The sequence below is a fragment of the Blastococcus sp. SYSU DS0541 genome, from assembly GCF_054050875.1.
Genome location: NZ_JBJHAD010000001.1, coordinates 44220 through 60708, shown reverse-complemented (window position 1 = coordinate 60708; position 16489 = coordinate 44220). Strand labels below are relative to the sequence as shown.

Below are 16489 nucleotides of genomic sequence, written 5' to 3'. Positions count from 1 at the left end.
CCCCGGCGGCTGTCCCCGGGTCGGCGACCGGAGCCGGGTCAGAGCCACCATGCCCGCTCCACCACCACCACGTCACGATCGCCGCGAGGAGCAGGAGGACGAGGGCGGCACCCCCTGCCCTCCGGCGGCGGTGCGCAGATCGAGACATGGCCGTGCCTTTCATGAGGACCAGAGCCGGGGATCCGGATGTAGCGGTGCGGGTCAGACCTGGACCGTGCGGCACCCGAGGAGCGGGTTAGTCGAGCCGTGCCCGGTGTTGATGGCGTAGGCGCAGACCTGGTGCTGCCCGCTGCCCAGCGGCAGCGTGATCGCGTAACCGTGGGCCGGGCCGGCGGTGGGCACGGCCGCTGCCACATCCGCTCGGGTCTCCGCCGCCGTGATGGCCGCCCCCCAGCGACCGTCGACGTAGACGTGCACCGACGTCGCACCGGCCCCCCGGTCGGGATCCCAGGCCCAGCCGTGGACGGCCACGCCGTGGGTGCCGGCGTCGACGCCGTCGAGGCTGCCGACGGGGTTCCACGCGGATGCGGCAACGGACACCGAACGGCACCCCAGCTGCGTGTTCACGGTCCCGTAGCCGGTGTTCAGTGCGTATGCGCACACGGACCGCGCGCCCGGTGCCAGATCCAGGGTCGCCACGTAGCCGTGCCGGCTGCCCGCCGCCGGGAACGCGGCCGCCACGTCGTCCCGGCGACCGTCCGCACGGAGAGCCTTCGCAGGGACGCCGTCGACGTGCAGGTGGATCACGGAGGCCTCCTGCGGCGTGTCGTCGTCCAGGGCCCATCCCGTGACGGTCACCGTGCGCCCACTGGCGCTGACGGTGTCCAGGCTGCCGCGCGGAGCCCACGGTCCGGCCGGGGCGTCCACCGTCCGGCAACCGAGTTCGGGGTTGGTGGTCCCGGCGTTCTGGTTGATGGCGTAGACGCAGACCTTGTGCCTGCCCGGGCCCGGGCTCTCGAACGACGCCTGGAACCCGTGCGCCGGTCCTGCGTCCCGTATCGCCGCGGCGACATCGGGTCGGTCCAGCCCGGCGGTCACCGCCCCCACTGCGCTGCCGTTGACGTACACGTGCACGCTGAGGGCCGCGGTGAGCGCATCCGGGTCCACAGCCCACCCGCGGAGCGACACGGTGCGCCCTGAGATCGTGGCCGCCTCCAGGTTGCCGACCGGGTCCTTCCCCGGTGCCGGGTCGGTCGCGACGGTGACGTACTGGCACCGCGTCCAGACGTCGGCACCGGAAGGCGGGGCGTTGAGCAGCACCACGCACACCTGGTGCCGGCCCCGTGTGAGGGAGAGGGAACCGGCGAAGCCGTGGCCTGGGCCGGCCTGCGGGTGCACCGCCGCGACGTCCGGTCGGAACCGGTCGGCCGTGGCGGTGACCACACGACGGCCGCCCACCTCGATGCCCACGGCGATGCTCCCCGTCGGGAAGTCGGGATCGAAGGTCCAGCCGGAGAACGACAGCACCGAGCCGTCGAGCTGCAGGGACTCCAGGCCGCCGAGCGGACTACCGCCGGGGGACCGGCCGATGCGCCCTCCCACCATGTCCCGTAGCTGGCCCATGCGGTTGTACGCGTACTGCCCCGGGCAGGCCGTGTTGGTGACGTCTCGGTGCGCGAAGACGGTCGGCACGGTGACGACCTGCCCCGCCGGGAAGCGCGACGTGCCACCGCCGGACGTCAGCTGGGTCGTGCCCTTGGGGTCCACCCCGTACAGATCCAGCTTCCAGGCGATGATCGCGGCGACGCTGTCGAGCATGGCCTGCGGCGTGTCGACCTTCGAGTAGTCCCCCAGCATCGAGACCCCGAAGGTCCCGGTGTTGAAGCCACCGGCGTGCGCGCCGACGACGGTGCTGGACAGCCCGCCGTGACGGCCTTCGAAGATCCGGCCAAACCGGTCGACGATCACGTTGTAGCCGATGTCCCCCCAGCCCCGGCTCTTCGTGTGGTAGGCGTAGATCGACCGCATGATCGCCGGCACCTGATCGGCGGTGTAGCCGTTCGCGTCGGCCGTGTGGTGCAGCGTGGCGGCCTTGATGGTGGGCGCGTACTCGGGGTCCCAGAACCGGATCGACTCGTCCGCTCCCCACTGCGCACGGCTGTGCACCACCGGCATCGCCGACGCCGCGTGCGCCTGGCCGACCGCGTCGGAAGCGCCGAGCGCGGTATCGGCCTCGCTCGTGCCCGGGTCGATCAGCTCGACCTGCACGTCTCGCGGCTGCTCGCCGCCGGCCGCGGTCACCTGCACCTCGACGCCGCTGCTCGGGCCGGTCCAGTACGGCGCGGTTCCCGCCCGCACCTCGGCGGTCTCCGCGGACGGGGACTGCTCGACGTCATCGGCCTGGAGCTCTGCCCACTCCCCCCATCCCCCACCGACGGCGCGCGAGCGGAGCCGCACCGTCACGTCGCGGGTCTCCTCGTCGACACCCCAGGTGACTCCGACGGCGGAGAACTCCTCCCCCCGTGAGCGCGCGAACGTCAGGACCGGGTCCTCTGCTGCCACCGGCTGAGCTCCGGGCCCGGCGTCGCCGGCGACCTCCCCGACCAGTTCGGGCACGATGTCCTCGGCCTGTGCCACGTCGGCCACGGACGTGGGCGCGTCGGCGGAGCCGAGCTCGACGGTGTCGATGCTCGTCTCGACGGGCTCCGCCTCGGGCAACGGCGAGGCGTAGACAGGCAGCACGAGGAGGGTGCCGGTCAGGGCCACGAATGCGGTGGTTCCCGCGATGACGCGACACACGGTCGACCTCCGGTTGGGTGTCAGCGGGGCGGCAGCTGGCGGGGAAGGAGCCCCGCTCCACTCATCGGTCGACGGCGACACGGACTTGAGCTCGGCACGACCTCGACACGAGGGTAAGTGACTAAAACGTGACAGATCGTGACCGACACGCACGGTCGGGCATCGCCGGATTGCGGGAGACGCGAAGCGCCTCGATGGGTGGCAGCGGCGCGCCGGGTCACCGGGCCGTCGGTCGGGTCGACCCCGGAGGGGCGGCTGCCGGACCCGCACCGCGCGACGGATGGGGCCTGTTGTGCCCTGCGTGACGGACGGCACCGAAGAGGCGCCGGAGTCGCCGGGAACACCCGGTCTCTGCCCTCGGGGCCGCCCGGTGCGACGTATCGTCCCGGCACGTCCAGCCTGACGGGCGAGACGCCCGAACCTGCCCCGAGTCCGGCCCGACGTGAGGACCACCCGTGACCCGCTCTGCAGAGCGCCCCGACGGCGCCTCGAGCCCACTGCCCGCCCGACTCGACCCCCGGGCCGGCCGGCCGCGTCGCTCCCCCGATGGCTCGACCCGGCGCCGCTCACGGGACGGCGCGGCGGGTTCCGGTGGCGGCTCCGCTGGCGCCGTGACGGCCGTGCGCGCCATCGCCGCGGTGCTGTCGCTGGTGCTGCTCGGGACCGGGGGCTGGGGCTGGTACCTCGGACGGGTCGCCGATGCCAGCGTCACGCGCACCGACGCGATCCCGACCAGCGGCAACGAGGGGCTCGGGCGCGCCGGTGAGGCCATGAACCTGCTGCTGGTGGGCAACGACAGCCGCGCCAGCGCGACGGAGGACGAGCTCGAGGCGCTCAACACCGAGGCGAGCAACGGGATCAACACCGACACGATGATCTTGGCGCACGTCCCCGCCGACGGCTCACGCGCGTCGTTCGTCTCCTTCCCCCGCGACTCCTACGTCCGGATCCCCGGCTACGGCTGGGACAAGCTGAACGCCGCCTACGCCTACGGTTACACCCAGGAGGCGTCGGAGAACGCCACGGAGACCGAGAAGCAGGCGGCGGGCGCGCAGCTGCTCATCCGCACCATCAGCCAGCTCACCGGTCTGCAGATCGACCACTACGCCGAGGTCGACCTGCTCGGCTTCTTCAACCTGTCCACCGTCGTGGGCGGCGTCGAGGTCAACCTCTGCGAGCCCGCCAAGGACGGCTACTCGGGCGTGAACCTCCCCGCGGGCGTGCAGACGATCAGCGGCGAGCAGGCCCTGGCCTTCGTGCGCCAGCGGCACGGGCTGCTCCGCGGTGACTTCGACCGGATCGTGCGGCAGCAGGTGTTCATCGCCGGGATGATCCGCAAGATCCTCTCCGACAACGTCCTGCTGGACCTCGGCAAGCAGCGCGAGCTGGTCCAGGCGGCCGCCGACTCCCTCACCGTCGACCAGTCGCTGGACCTCTTCGAGCTGGCCGGCCAGATGCAGTCGGTGACCGCCGGCGGCGTCGACTTCCAGACGGTGCCCAACCTGGGGACCGACCGCGACGACCAGGATCGGTCCATCGTGCGGCTCGAGGACGAGGACGCGCTCCACGACTTCTTCGCCGACCTCTCGGCCGAGCCGGAGGAGGAGGCCCCGGTGACGACCGAGGCGCCGCGGACCGTCGACCCCGCCACGGTGACCGTGGACGTCTACAACGGCTCGGGCATCTCCGGTCTGGCCGGTGAGGCGGCCGAGTCGCTGACGGCGGGCGGGTTCTCCGTCGGGACGACCGGCAACGCCGACTCCAGCGACTACGAGCAGACGGTCGTCCGCCACGCCGCCGGCGACGAAGCGCTCGCCCTGACCGTGGCCGCCGCCATCCCCGGCGCGGTCGCCGAGGAGAGCGACGACGCCGCCACCGGTAGCGTGCAGCTCGTGCTGGGCAGCGACTTCAACGGCGTGGGTCAGGCCGTCACCCCGCAGGCACCGACCGCACCGGTGGAGGGCCAGGACGCCCGCACCGCGGCGGACACCGCCTGCATCAACTGATGCCCGCCCCCCTCACCCCCGCGGACCTCCTGGCCGGGGCGCTGGACCGCTCCCCCGCCACCCCCCTGCTGACGTACTACGACGACGCCACCGGGGAGCGGGTCGAGCTCTCGACGGCGACGCTGGCGAACTGGGTGGCCAAGACGGCGAACCTCCTGCAGGAGGAGTTCGACGTCGGCCCCGGCAGCCGGGTCGCCCTGGCGCTCCCGGTGCACTGGCAGACCGCGGCCGTGCTCCTCGCCGTGTGGAGCTGCGGGGCCACGGTGGTCGACACCGCCCCGGAGGACGACGGACGGCTCGACGACGTCGACGTCGTGCTCGCAGCGCAGGACCGCCTGCAGCCCCTCGAGGAGCAGGGGGTCGCGGAGCTGCTCGGCCTGTCCCTGCACCCCCTGGGCATGGGCATGACCGGGTACACCGGCCCGGCGCGGGACTTCGCGCTCGAGGTGCGGGTGCACGGTGACGTGTTCCACCCGTGGGCACCGCCCCGGCCGGACGGTCCGGGCCTCGCCCTGGGCGGCCTGGAGCTCTCCCTCGCCGGCCTCGTGCAGGCGGCCGGCGAGCTGGCGGAGCGGCTGGGCATCGTGGCCGGCGACCGGCTGATGGTGGACGCCTCCGTCGCCGCCGAGGCCGGACCGGTGGCCTGGCTGCTCGCACCGCTGGCCGCCGGCGCGTCGGTGGTCCTCGTCGGCTCGGCGGACGTCTCGCGCCTCGAGCACCGCGCCGCCACCGAGCGTGTCACGGCTACCCTCGGGCACCGGATCGACGGGGTCCGCGAGCTGGGCCGGGAGGCCTGACCGGCCGCGGCCCGCACCCCGCCGCCATGGAGGCCGGAGGACCGTGACCGCAGCGACGAACCCGCCCCGCAGCAGGGGGCGCCGACGGTGACCTTCTCGATCCTCGGGCGCGACCCGGGCACCGGGGAGCTCGGGGTCGCCGTCTCGTCCTGCATCCTCGCCGTCGGCCGCGCGGTGCCCGGCGCCCGACCGGGCGTGGGCGTCGTCGCCGTGCAGGCGCGCAGCCCGCGCGGGACCGGGTACGCCGTCCTCGAGGGGCTGGCTGCGGGCAGCGAGCCCGCGGACCTGGTCCGCCGGGCCACGCACTCGGCCGAGGACGGGGACCGCCAGCTCGCCGTCATGGACGCCACCGGGCAGGTGGCGGCCGACACCGGACCGGGGTCCTTCCCCGCCGGTGGACACCTCCTCGGTGACGGCTGGAGCGTCCAGGGGAACATGCTCGCGTCCGACCGCGTGCTGCCGGTGATGGCCGAGGCCTTCACCGGCGCCACCGGCGCGCTGCCCGACCGGCTGCTCGCGGCGCTGCTCGCCGGCCAGGAGGCCGGTGGCGACCTGCGCGGCCGCCAGTCGGCTGCGCTGCTCGTCGTCGCCGGGGAGCCGGCCACGGAGGAGGACGACGGCCTGCGCGCGGACCTGCGCGTCGACGACTCCGGCGATCCGGTGGCCCAGCTCCGCATGCTGCGCAACCTGCAGCGGGCGTACGACGAGCGGGACTACGAGTACCTGGCGCTCTTCGCCCCGGAGGGCGCCCGCGACCTCTACGCCGCTCTCGCCGCATCCCGACGAGGGGACCGGGACGGAGCCCGCCGGGCGCTGGAGGCGATGCGCAGCCGACCGGGCTGGTCGACATGGCTCGGCGCCATGGCCGGCGACGCCCGGCTGGCTGCGGTCTCCCGGCTCCTGGACTGAGCCGCCGTCGCGCGGCAGCTGCGCCGGCGGAGGGCTCGGCTACCTGAGCAGGCTGCGGGCGATCACCATGCGCTGCACCTGGTTGGTGCCCTCGTAGATCTGGGTGATCTTGGCGTCGCGCATCATGCGCTCGACCGGGAAGTCCTGGGTGTAGCCGGCGCCGCCGAACAGCTGGACGGCGTCGGTGGTCACCTGCATGGCGACGTCGGAGGCGAACGCCTTGGCCGAGGCCGAGAGCCCGGTGACGTCGGGACGCCCCTGCTCCCCCGCGGTGGCGGCGACGTAGACCAGCTGGCGGGCCGCCTGGATCCTCATCTCCATGTCGGCGAGCATGAACTGCACGCCCTGGAACTCGCCGACGGCCTTGCCGAACTGCTTCCGCTCCTTGACGTAGGCGACGGAGGCGTCCAGGGCCCCCTGCGCGACGCCGACGGCCTGGGCGCCGATGGTGGGCCGGGTGAAGTCGAGGGTGCGCAGCGCGGTCTTGAAGCCGGTGCCCGGCGCCCCGATGATCCGGTCGGCGGGGATGGTGCAGTCGGTGAAGTAGAGCTCGCAGGTCGGCGAGCCCTTGATGCCCATCTTGCGCTCCTTGGGACCCACGGCGAAGCCCGGGTCGTCCCGGTGGACGGCGAACGCGGAGATGCCGTTGGCGCCCTTCTCGGGATCGGTGACGGCCATGACCGTGTACCACTCGGAGACGCCGGAGTTGGTGATCCACGCCTTGGTGCCGTTGAGCACCCAGCTGTCGCCGTCGAGGCGGGCGCGGGTCTTCATGGCGGCGGCGTCGGAGCCGGCCTCGCGCTCGGACAGGCCGTAGCTGATCATCGCCTCGCCGGCGGCGATGGGGGCGAGCACCTTCTGCTTGAGGTCCTCGGACGCCGACAGGATCACCGGCATCGAGCCCAGCTTGTTGACCGCGGGGATCAGCGAGGCGCTCATGTCGACCCGGGCGACCTCCTCGATGACGATGCACGTCGCGATCGCGTCGGCGCCCTCGCCGCCGTAGGCCTCGGGGATGTGGGTGGCGTGGAAGCCCGCCGCGGTGAGCGCCTTCTGCGCCTCGATCGGGTACCGCGACTCGGCGTCCACCTCGGCGGCGTGGGGCGCGATCTCCCGCTCGGCGATGTCGCGCACCGCCGCCCGGATCGCCTCGTGCTCCTCGGTCAACGCGTACAGCCCGCTGTTCGTACCCACGCCGACGATCGTAGGACGTCCGACTACCCGCGGGTAGCGAGGCGCTCCTGGAGGGTGAGGTCCCGGGTGACGACGCTCTCGGCGAGCTCGGCCTGGAACCGCTCGACCCGGCTGCGCAGCTCCGCGTCGCCGGCGGCGAGGATGCGCACCGCGAGCAGCCCGGCGTTCCGGCCGCCGCCGATGCCCACGGTGGCCACCGGCACGCCGGCAGGCATCTGCACGATCGAGAGCAGGCTGTCCAGCCCGTCGAGCCGGTCCAGCGGCCGGGGCACGCCGATGACCGGCAGCGGGGTGGCCGCCGCGACCATCCCGGGCAGGTGGGCGGCCCCACCGGCGCCGGCGACGATCACCCGCAGGCCGCGGCCGGCGGCGGCCTCGGCGTAGTCGAGCATCCGGCGGGGGGTGCGGTGCGCCGAGAGGACGTGCGCCTCCCAGGCGACGCCGAACTCCTCGAGCGCCTCGGCGGCCGGCTGCATCACCGGCCAGTCCGAGTCGCTGCCCATGACGATGCCGACGACCGGGTCGCTCATGCCCTGCTCCTCAGTGCTCGTGCTCGTGCTCGTGCTCGAACGCGAACGCCGGGTCGACGACCCCGTCGGCCAGGTACCGGGCCGCGGCCACCGCCCGGGCGCGCACCTCGGCGAGCTCCGTGCCGAGGGCGGTCACGTGGCCCAGCTTGCGGCCCGGGCGCTGCGTCTTGCCGTACCAGTGCAGCTTCACGTCGGGCCAGTGCGCCATGAAGTGGTGGATCCGCTCGTCGAGCGCCGGGCCGGTCCAACCCTCGTCCGCCGCCGCACCGCCGAGCACGTTCGCCATCACCACGACCGGGGCGACCATCTCCGTGGAGCCCAGCGGGTAGTCGAGGACGGCGCGCAGGTGCTGCTCGAACTGGCTGGTGCGCGCGCCCTCGATGGTCCAGTGGCCGGAGTTGTGCGGCCGCATCGCCAGCTCGTTGACCAGCACCCCGTCCTCGGTCTCGAACAGCTCGACCGCGAGCATGCCGACGACGCCGAGCCGGTCGGCGATCCGCACGGCGAGCTCCTGGGCCGCGGTGGCCAGGTCGTCGGGGAGCCCGGGCGCGGGCGCGTACACCTCGGCGCAGACGCCGTCGCGCTGCACGGTCTCCACGACCGGCCACACCGCCACCTGGCCGAACGGCGACCGCGCGACCTGGGCCGAGAGCTCCCTAACCATGGCCACCCGCTGCTCGGCCAGCAGGGTGCCGTGCCGTTCCAGCAGCCCGGCGGCGGCCTCGGCATCCCCCACGACGAACACCCCCTTGCCGTCGTAGCCGCCGCGGGGGGTCTTGAGCACGACGGGCCAGCCGTGCGCCCCGGCGAAGGCGGCGACGTCGCGCGCCGTCCGCACCTCCGCCCAGGCCGGCTGCGGCTCCCCGGCCTCCGCGAGCGCACGGCGCAGCACCAGCTTGTCCTGCGCGTGCACCAGGGCATCCGGGCCCGGGGCGACGCGGATGCCCTCCTCGACCAGCGTGCGGAGGTGCTCCGTCGGCACGTGCTCGTGGTCGAAGGTGACCACCGTGGCCCCGTCGGCCACCGCGCGGAGGGCCTCGAGGTCCTGGTGGTCACCGAGTCGCACGTCGGCGGCAACGAGCGCGGCCGACTCGTCCGGGCCGGCGGACAGCACGCGCAGGGACTGACCGAGCGCGACGGCGGCCTGGGACGTCATGCGGGCGAGCTGACCGCCGCCGACCACGGCCACCACGGGCAGCCCGGTGCGCGAGTCGAGTGGAGTGGCCATGGTGACTGCCGAGACTAAGGGCAGCCCATTCCCCGCTCGTCGGGAGGGGAACGGAGCCTCGCAGCTTCTAGCCTCCCTGCGTGACGGCTCCATCACAGTGCGCACTCCTTAGCGCGCGCACGCCCCGTCCGGGTTCCCGGCTGGACTTCCTCGACGGCCTCCGGGGGGTGGCGGTCGGCCTCGTCCTGGCCCAGCACGTGGGCGAGCGAGCGTTCCCCGCCTTCCAGGAGCTGACGCATTCCGGCGTCCTGCTGGGCCAGATGGGCGTCATGGTGTTCTTCCTGTGCAGCGGCTTCATCATCCCGGCCAGCCTCGAGCGAGGCCCGGTGTCGGACGGGCGCGGCCGCCGGTTGGCCGCCTTCTGGCGCAGCCGCTTCTTCCGGCTCTTCCCCCTCTACTGGCTCAGCCTGGGCGCTGCCGCCTGGCTGGCCTTCTCCGGTGTCGCCACACCTGCAGCCCCCATGTCGGTGGGCGACTGGCTGGCCAACCTGTCCATGGTCCAGATGCTGGTCGGCGTCCCGAACGCGCTGGTGTCCTACTGGACGCTGGCCTTCGAGATGCTGTTCTACCTGGGGGTGTCGGTCCTGTTCGCCCTCCGGCTCCACCGGCACAGCGTCGCGCTCGCGCTGACTGCCGCGGCGGTGTGCCTGGCGCTCGCCCTGGGCGCCGGCTCTCTCGTGGGCGCGACCCCGCCGACCGGCGCGTTCTGCCTGGCCACCATGCTCACCGGCACGGTCTTCCACCGCTGGCACAGCGGGGCGGTGCCCTCGCGCTCCCTGGTGCTGTGCGTGGCCGCCGTCCTCGCATCGGGGGTCGCCCTGCTGCACGCGGCGGTCGTCGTGACGCCGCAGCGGCCGGATGCCCCGGCCTTCCTGGCGATGCTCACCGCCTGGCTCGGCGCGTACCTCCTGTTCTGCGCCGGCATCGCCCTCCGGCGGCGCGCGGTGCCGGCCCCCCTGCGCCGGCTGGGCGTCACCAGCTACTCGGTCTACCTGGTGCAATGCCTGGTGCTGGCCGCGGTGCCCGCGCTGCCCGGCGCCTGGCTGAGCTCGGCGCTGTGGGTGGTCGTCACCCTCGCGGTCAGCGAGCTGACCTACCGATGGGTCGAGCTGCCGGCCGTCGCGCTCGGGCGGCGAAGCCGGCCCCGCGCCGACCTCCCACCGCCGGCGACGGCTCCGGTCACCGCCGCGCCCGCCCTCGTCCCGCCCCCTCGCCGGCCTGCGCCGGCCCGGGAGGAGGCCACCGTCTGATCGGGGACTCTTCCGCGGGGACCGGCACCCGGCCGGGAGCGAGTCCGTCGATGGGGCCCGGGGTCACCCGGCCAGTCGCGAGCCGTTGCGGCCGGCGACGACCTCCAGCCGTGTGGGGATGCGGGTGCGCAGCTCCTCGAGGTGGCTGATCACCCCCACCGTGCGGCCGCCGCGGCGGAGCTCGTCCAGCACCGTCATCACGGCGTCCAGCGCCTGCGCGTCCAGAGTGCCGAACCCCTCGTCCACGAACAGGGTGTCGATCCGGACGCCGCCGGTCTCCGCGGTGACCACGTCGGCGAGGCCCAGCGCCAGCGCCAGGGAAGCCATGAAGCTCTCCCCGCCCGAGAGCGTCTTGGTGGGCCGGCGGGCGCCGGTGTACTCGTCGAGGACGTCCAGGCCCAGGCCACCGCGGGCGCCGTGCCGGCCCTGCGCGTCGCTGTGCAGGAACGTGTAGCGGCCGCCCGACATGTCCAGCAGCCGCCGGCTGGCCACCTCGGCGACCTGTTCCAGCCGCGCGGCCAGCACGAACGACTGCAGGCGCATGCGGCGTGCGTTGGCCCCCCGACCGTGCGTCAGGTCGGCCAGCGCCGTGACCTGGTCGCTCCAGGCGCGCAGCTCGGCCAGCGTGAGCTCGGCTGCGCTCACCCGCCCCACCAGGTCCTCGAGCGAGCTCGTGCAGCGGCGCGCCTGCTTGAGCTCGGCCACCGCCTCCTCCCGCCGGCGGGTGCCGGCGGCGCAGCGGCTCTCCAGCGCGCCGAGGTCGGGGCGCGGGGGGAGATCGGCGAGCTCCGGGTCGGTCAGCCGAGCGCGCAGGACGGCCACCCGCTGGTCGTGACCGTCGAGCTGCCGGTCCAGCTCGGCCAGCCGGCCGGGACCGGCCAGCGCCGACTCCGCCGCCCCGGCGTCGTCGAACCCGGCGGCCCGGGCCCGCTCCTCCGCCGCCCGGCTCGCCGCCTGGGCCTCGGCTCGGGCGCGCAGCTCCTCGACCTCGGCCGCGACCACCGACTCGCACGCCTCCGCGGCGGCCGACAGCCGGGCGACCCGGGCCGCCAGATCGGCGTCGTCGCCCCGGGCGGCGGCCAGCCGGCCGGTCAGCTCCGCGAGGCCGCTGGTCAGCGCGTGGTGCTCGGCGGTCCGGGCGCGCAGCTCCTCGCGGTCGGCGCCCAGGCGGGCCGCCGCCTCCTCCCGCTCGGCGACCAGCTCGCGCAACCGGGACTCGGCCGGGGCGAGACCCCCGGCCAGGCCGGTCGCGCTGCGCACGGCCGCGGTCAACTCCAGGACGCGTGCCGCCTGCTGCTCCGGCGGCAGCTCGCCGGCGCGGGCCCGCAGGCCGGCCAGCTCGCGCTCCGCCACCTCCAGCCGGCCGGTCGCCGCGGTGAACGCCGCCTCCGCGGCGTCGGCGAGCCCCCGGGCGGCGTCCTCGTCGGCGGCCGTGACCCGCTCGGCACCCGGCGCCGCGGGGCGCGGGTGCTCGACGGCACCGCAGACCGGGCAGTCGGCACCGTCGACGAGGCCGGCGGCGAGCTCGGCGGCCATGCCGTCGAGTCGCCGGGCGCGCAGCTCCAGCCACCGCTCCCGGGCGTCGGCCCGGTCGTCGCGCGCCCGGGCGGCGTCGTCGCGCAGCACGTGGAGCGCCCGGTCCAGGTCCGCCGCCCCCCGTGCGGCGACGAGGCCTGCCTCCGCGGACTCCAGCGACGCACGCAGACCCGGCAGCTCCGCGGCGGCCGCCCGGGCCCGGGCCACCTCCTGCTCCTGCCCGGCGAGCAGTGCCGGGAGGGCTGCGACGGCCTGCTCCCCCGCGCGGCACCGCTCGGTCAGCTCGCGGACCTGCCGTGCGAGCGCGGCGACGGAGCGCTCCAGGGCACGCGCGCGCTCCACCTCCGGGAGGAGCGCCCGCGCCTCGGCGGCCCGGTCCCGCAGCTCGCGCGCCACCACGCCGTCGGCCGGACGGCCCTCCGCGACCGGCCGCCACGTCGCGACGGCGCCGGTCAGGCATTCCGCGGCGCGTTCGGCCGCCCGACCGGCCGCGCACGCGGCGTCCAGCACGTCGCGCAGCGGTTCGGCCCGGCGAGCGGCGTCGCGCTCGGCCCGCAGGGGCGCGAGCGTCCGCGCGCGCCGCTCGAGATCCGCGAACTCCGCCGAGGCCTGGTCGCGCCGGGTGTGCCGTGCGGCCAGCGCACGGGCCTCGGTCAGCTCGGCGTCGGCACCGGCCACCTCCGCGGCGGCCGCGTCGGCCCGCGCCGTGGCCGACGCGAGCCGCGCCGCCGCGGTCGCGCGGACCTCCGCCACCCAGCGCAGCACGCCACCCCCCGCCCCGGCGCCCACCGACTCGGGGGCCAGCTCCTCGGGCACCTCGACGCCGGCCGCCTGGGCGACGCGGTCGAGCAGGGTGCCCAGCTGGTGCCGGGCGTCCTCGGTGGCCGCGCGGACCGCCGTCCGCTCGTCGGCGAGCCACTCCTCGGCCCGGGCGAAGCGGTCGACGTCGAACAGCGTGCGGAGCAGCTCGGTGCGGTGCTCCGGCTCGGCTCGCAGGAACCGCGCGAAGTCACCCTGCGGGAGGAGCACGACCTGGCAGAACTGGTGCACGTCGAGCCCCAGCCGCGTGCGCAGGTGCTCGGAGCCCTCGTCGATGCGCGTGCTGACCGGCTCCCACCCGCCGTCGGTGAGCCGGGAGACCACCAGCTTGGCCTGCTCGGTCGCCCAGCCCTCACCGCGCTTCTTCGGCCGCTGCTGCTCCGGCCGCCGCACCACGCGCAGCCGCTCCTCGCCGAGGGTCAGCTCGCAGCTGACCTCCGTGCGGGTGGCGGCGTCGGCGTGGTCGCTGCGCAACCGCTTCTCCTCGCCGCGGGCGCCGGGGACCCGCCCGTAGAGCGCGAAGACGACCCCGTCCAGCAGCGTGGTCTTACCCGCACCCGTCGGCCCCCACAGCAGGAAGAGCCCGTCCCGGCCCACCTCGTCGAGGTCGACCTCGACGGTGCCGGCGAAGGGCCCGAACGCCGTGAGGGACAGCCGGTGCAGCCTCATCGGGCCGCCTCCTCGCGGTCGGCGGCACCGAGCGCGCGGGCCAGCAGCTCGCGCTCCGCAGCGCTGGCCGGGACGCCGCGCACCGCACTGACGAACTCCCCGGCGATCTCCAGGGCGCTGCGCCCCCGCATCCGTTCGCGGTAGCTGCCACCCCCGGCCGAGGCCTCGGCGCCGGTCCAGTCCAGGTGCACGCAGTACGGGAACCGGGCCTGCAGCCGGCGCATGGGGTCGGCGGGCCGGGCCGGATCGGTGAGCCGGGCGGAGACGAAGTGGCCCTCCGCAGCCGCGTGCGCCGGGTCGGCGAGCAACTCCTCGAGCGTGCCCGTGAGCACGCTGAGCGGCCGCGGGGTGGGCAGCGGCACCGCGTGCACCCCGGCCAGGCCGGCGGCGTCCAGCTCGACCAGCCAGGCCTGCTTCTGCTGCCCGGCCTCCCCGAAGGAGTAGGCCAGCGGCGAGCCGCTGTAGCGCATCCGCGGGCTGAGCGTCTGCGGCCGGTGCAGGTGTCCGAGCGCCACGTAGTCGACCCCGTCGAAGACCGGACCGGGCACCAGGTCGACGCCGCCGACGCAGATGTCCCGCTCGCTGTCGCTGGCCACCCCGCCGCCGACGAAGGCGTGCGCCAGCACCACCGAGCGCACCCCCGGCCGCAGGAAGAGGTCGGCCCTCACCCGGTCCATCGCCTCCCGCAGCACCGCCTCGTGCCCGCGGGCACCGGGGACCCCGAGCTCGTGCCGGGCCACCTCCGGCTCCAGGAACGGGATCCCGTAGACCGCCACCTCGCCGTGCTCGTCGGCCAGGAGGACCGGTTCGTCCGACCGCGCCGTCGCCGCGCGCACGTGCAGGCCGGCGGCGCTCAGCAACCCCGAGAAGGTGCCCAGCCGCCGGGCCGAGTCGTGGTTGCCGGGCGTCAGCACGACCTGCGCGCCGGTGCCCAGGAGCCGGCCGACCACCCGGTCGAGCACCGCCGTGGCGTCGGCCGAGGGCACCGCCCGGTCGTAGACGTCGCCCGCGACGACGACGACGTCGACCTCCTCGCGGGCGACGACGGCGGCCAGCTCGCCCAGCACCTCCTCCTGCTCGGCGAGCAGGTCGGTGCCGTGGAGGGTGCGGCCGATGTGCCAGTCGGAGGTGTGCAGCAGCCGCATGGGCGCAAGGTAAGGAGGGGGTCCGACAGAACCGCCGAGGCGCGCCGTGACGGCCCCGTCACATCGGGTCCGCGGCTCAGAGCACCTCGGTGGAGCGCCAGCCGCCCTGCGGCGGCCAGTCCTCGTCCCCGCGGATGTAGCCGGCGGACTCCCGGGCCCGCCGCTCGGCGTCCTCCTCGACCATCACGTTGAGCAGCTGCTGCACCCGGTCGCTGTCGGGGATCCGGTGGAGCACGGTCGGGCCGCTGTCTCCGGCGGTCTCGATCGTGAGCGAGCCGGAGTTGACGATCCGCTCCCACAGCGTCTGGGTGTAGGAGACGTCGGTGATGCGGGACAGCCCCAGGTCGCGGCCGCGGCGGGCCAGGATCCCCTCGCGGAACAGCAACCGGTGGGTGGTGACCACGTAGTGCGTCGTCCGCCAGCGGAGCAGGGGGACGACCACGAGGACGAGCAGGAGCACGACGGCGACGCAGACGATCGCCAGCCGGAACATCCCCTGCTGCCGCCCCGGGGGCACGAGCGCCGCGCCGAACGACGCGCCGCCGACGACGAGCAGGAAGAAGAGGACCGGCCGGACGAGGGTCAGCCAGTGCGGGTGCAGGTGGCGCACGACCTCTTCGTCGTCGGCGAGCAGCTTGTCCGGGTACGGCACCCCACCAGGATGACGCCGGACCGGCCTCCCGCGGGGCGATCGGCCCCTCGGCGCGTCCGGGCGGGTTCAGGCCGGGCGGACGTGCCGGACGTCGCCGCTCGCGAGCTCGACCTGCCCCTCGGCGGTGTCCAGCACCAGGCGGCCGTCCCAGTCGATCGCCCGGGCGGTGCCGAGGAGCGCCGACCCGTCCGGCATCGTCACCTCGACCGCGCTGCCGACCGTGGAGGACCAGGACAGGTAGTCGCGGGCGAGCCCGGAGACCACCGGGTCGCCCAGTGCCTCCACCCAGCCGCGGTAGCGCCGCTCGACCGCGCGCAGGAAGGCCAGCAGGACGGGCCCGCGGTCGACGGTCCCACCGGTGACGACCGACAGCGACGTCCCGGTGGCCGGCAGCTCGGCGGAGGTGGTCGAGACGTTGAGCCCGACCCCGACGACGACGCCGGAGGACCCCCCGGTCCCGCCGACCGACTCGGCGAGGATGCCGGCGAGCTTGCGCCCGTCCCCGGCCAGCAGGTCGTTGGGCCACTTCACCGACGAGAGCACCCCCGCGACCTCCCGCACGGACTCGGCCAGCGCCACCCCGGTGAGCAGGGGCAGCCAGCCCCGGCGGGCGGCGGGCACGTCGGGGCGCAGGAGGAAGGAGACGGTCAGCCCGGCGCGGGGCGGCGACGTCCACACCCGGTCGAGCCGGCCGCGGCCGGTGACCTGGTGCTCCGCCACCAGGACGGTCCCCTCCGGGGCGCCGTCGGCGGCGGCCGCGGAGAGCGCAGCGTTCGTGCTGCCGATCTCCTCCACGACCTCGACCGAGCGCCACAGCGCGCTGTCGCGCGTGAGGGCGGCCTGCAGGGCGGGCGCGTCGAGGGCGGGCCGGTCGAGGTCGGACCAGCGCGAGGAGGACGTGTCGGGCACGAGGAGACCGTAGCCAGGGACGGCGGGGCGGTGGACGCTCGCACCGGCAGCAGGACACCGGACGGAAGGGGACGAGCCGCTCCCCTACGCTACGGATCTCGTGGCC

At 75.1% G+C, this 16489-nt stretch carries 12 protein-coding genes; 4 read left to right on the top strand and 8 right to left on the bottom strand.

Annotation, left to right across the window (positions count from 1 at the left end; translation table 11 throughout):
• Positions 1 to 201: 201 nt before the first annotated feature.
• Positions 202 to 2739: an N-acetylmuramoyl-L-alanine amidase gene (locus ACI794_RS00240; protein WP_456615440.1), complete on the bottom strand. Its 2538-nt coding sequence runs from the start codon at positions 2737 to 2739 to the stop codon at positions 202 to 204.
• 611 nt (positions 2740 to 3350) lie between these two features.
• On the opposite strand from ACI794_RS00240, the gene ACI794_RS00235 reads away from it, so the two are divergent.
• From ACI794_RS00235 to ACI794_RS00225, 3 genes are all read left to right on the top strand, one after another.
• Positions 3351 to 4745 (top strand): LCP family protein, encoded by a 1395-nt coding sequence (locus ACI794_RS00235; RefSeq protein WP_456615439.1) that lies wholly within the window; start codon positions 3351 to 3353, stop codon positions 4743 to 4745.
• Positions 4745 to 5542, top strand: a complete 798-nt coding sequence (locus ACI794_RS00230) for a TIGR03089 family protein (RefSeq protein WP_456615438.1) — start codon at positions 4745 to 4747, stop codon at positions 5540 to 5542. The genes ACI794_RS00235 and ACI794_RS00230 overlap by 1 nt, the downstream gene beginning before the upstream one ends.
• A gap of 87 nt (positions 5543 to 5629) precedes the next feature.
• Complete coding sequence (locus tag ACI794_RS00225) at positions 5630 to 6451, top strand: DUF1028 domain-containing protein (RefSeq protein WP_456615437.1); 822 nt, start codon at positions 5630 to 5632, stop codon at positions 6449 to 6451.
• A gap of 39 nt (positions 6452 to 6490) precedes the next feature.
• Here ACI794_RS00225 and ACI794_RS00220 read toward each other — a convergent pair whose 3' ends face one another.
• The 3 genes from ACI794_RS00220 to ACI794_RS00210 are packed head-to-tail and all read right to left on the bottom strand — an operon-like array spanning position 6491 to position 9403.
• Positions 6491 to 7645, bottom strand: coding sequence for an acyl-CoA dehydrogenase family protein (locus ACI794_RS00220; RefSeq protein ID WP_456615436.1), 1155 nt, complete (start codon positions 7643 to 7645; stop codon positions 6491 to 6493).
• 23 nt (positions 7646 to 7668) lie between these two features.
• On the bottom strand, positions 7669 to 8175 hold the full coding sequence (gene purE, locus ACI794_RS00215) for a 5-(carboxyamino)imidazole ribonucleotide mutase (RefSeq protein ID WP_456615435.1): 507 nt from the start codon (positions 8173 to 8175) through the stop codon (positions 7669 to 7671).
• A gap of 10 nt (positions 8176 to 8185) precedes the next feature.
• Positions 8186 to 9403 carry a 5-(carboxyamino)imidazole ribonucleotide synthase gene (locus ACI794_RS00210; RefSeq protein WP_456615434.1) on the bottom strand — a complete coding sequence of 406 codons (1218 nt, stop codon included), beginning with the start codon at positions 9401 to 9403 and terminating at the stop codon, positions 8186 to 8188.
• A gap of 80 nt (positions 9404 to 9483) precedes the next feature.
• Between ACI794_RS00210 and ACI794_RS00205 the strand changes: the two genes are divergently transcribed.
• On the top strand, positions 9484 to 10653 hold the full coding sequence (locus tag ACI794_RS00205) for an acyltransferase family protein (protein ID WP_456615433.1): 1170 nt from the start codon (positions 9484 to 9486) through the stop codon (positions 10651 to 10653).
• A 63-nt stretch (positions 10654 to 10716) separates the two neighbouring features.
• Here ACI794_RS00205 and ACI794_RS00200 read toward each other — a convergent pair whose 3' ends face one another.
• The 4 genes from ACI794_RS00200 to ACI794_RS00185 form a co-directional block, all read right to left on the bottom strand.
• Positions 10717 to 13677, bottom strand: coding sequence for an AAA family ATPase (locus tag ACI794_RS00200; RefSeq protein ID WP_456615432.1), 2961 nt, complete (start codon positions 13675 to 13677; stop codon positions 10717 to 10719).
• Positions 13674 to 14822 (bottom strand): exonuclease SbcCD subunit D, encoded by a 1149-nt coding sequence (locus ACI794_RS00195; protein WP_456615431.1) that lies wholly within the window; start codon positions 14820 to 14822, stop codon positions 13674 to 13676. The genes ACI794_RS00200 and ACI794_RS00195 overlap by 4 nt, the downstream gene beginning before the upstream one ends.
• A gap of 76 nt (positions 14823 to 14898) precedes the next feature.
• A complete protein-coding gene (locus ACI794_RS00190; RefSeq protein WP_456602848.1) occupies positions 14899 to 15474 on the bottom strand; it encodes a PH domain-containing protein in 576 nt (191 codons plus the stop codon).
• Positions 15475 to 15540: 66 nt separating this feature from the next.
• Positions 15541 to 16383, bottom strand: a complete 843-nt coding sequence (locus ACI794_RS00185) for a biotin--[acetyl-CoA-carboxylase] ligase (RefSeq protein ID WP_456602849.1) — start codon at positions 16381 to 16383, stop codon at positions 15541 to 15543.
• Positions 16384 to 16489 lie beyond the last annotated feature (106 nt).

Excerpts from the sequence above, each read along its gene's own strand:
- ACI794_RS00230 (WP_456615438.1), top strand. The coding sequence starts at position 4,745 with ATGCCCGCCCCCCTCACCCCCGCGGACCTCCTGGCCGGGGCGCTGGAC.
- purE (WP_456615435.1), bottom strand. The coding sequence starts at position 8,175 with ATGAGCGACCCGGTCGTCGGCATCGTCATGGGCAGCGACTCGGACTGG.
- ACI794_RS00210 (WP_456615434.1), bottom strand. The coding sequence starts at position 9,403 with ATGGCCACTCCACTCGACTCGCGCACCGGGCTGCCCGTGGTGGCCGTG.
- ACI794_RS00200 (WP_456615432.1), bottom strand. The coding sequence starts at position 13,677 with ATGAGGCTGCACCGGCTGTCCCTCACGGCGTTCGGGCCCTTCGCCGGC.
- ACI794_RS00195 (WP_456615431.1), bottom strand. The coding sequence starts at position 14,822 with ATGCGGCTGCTGCACACCTCCGACTGGCACATCGGCCGCACCCTCCAC.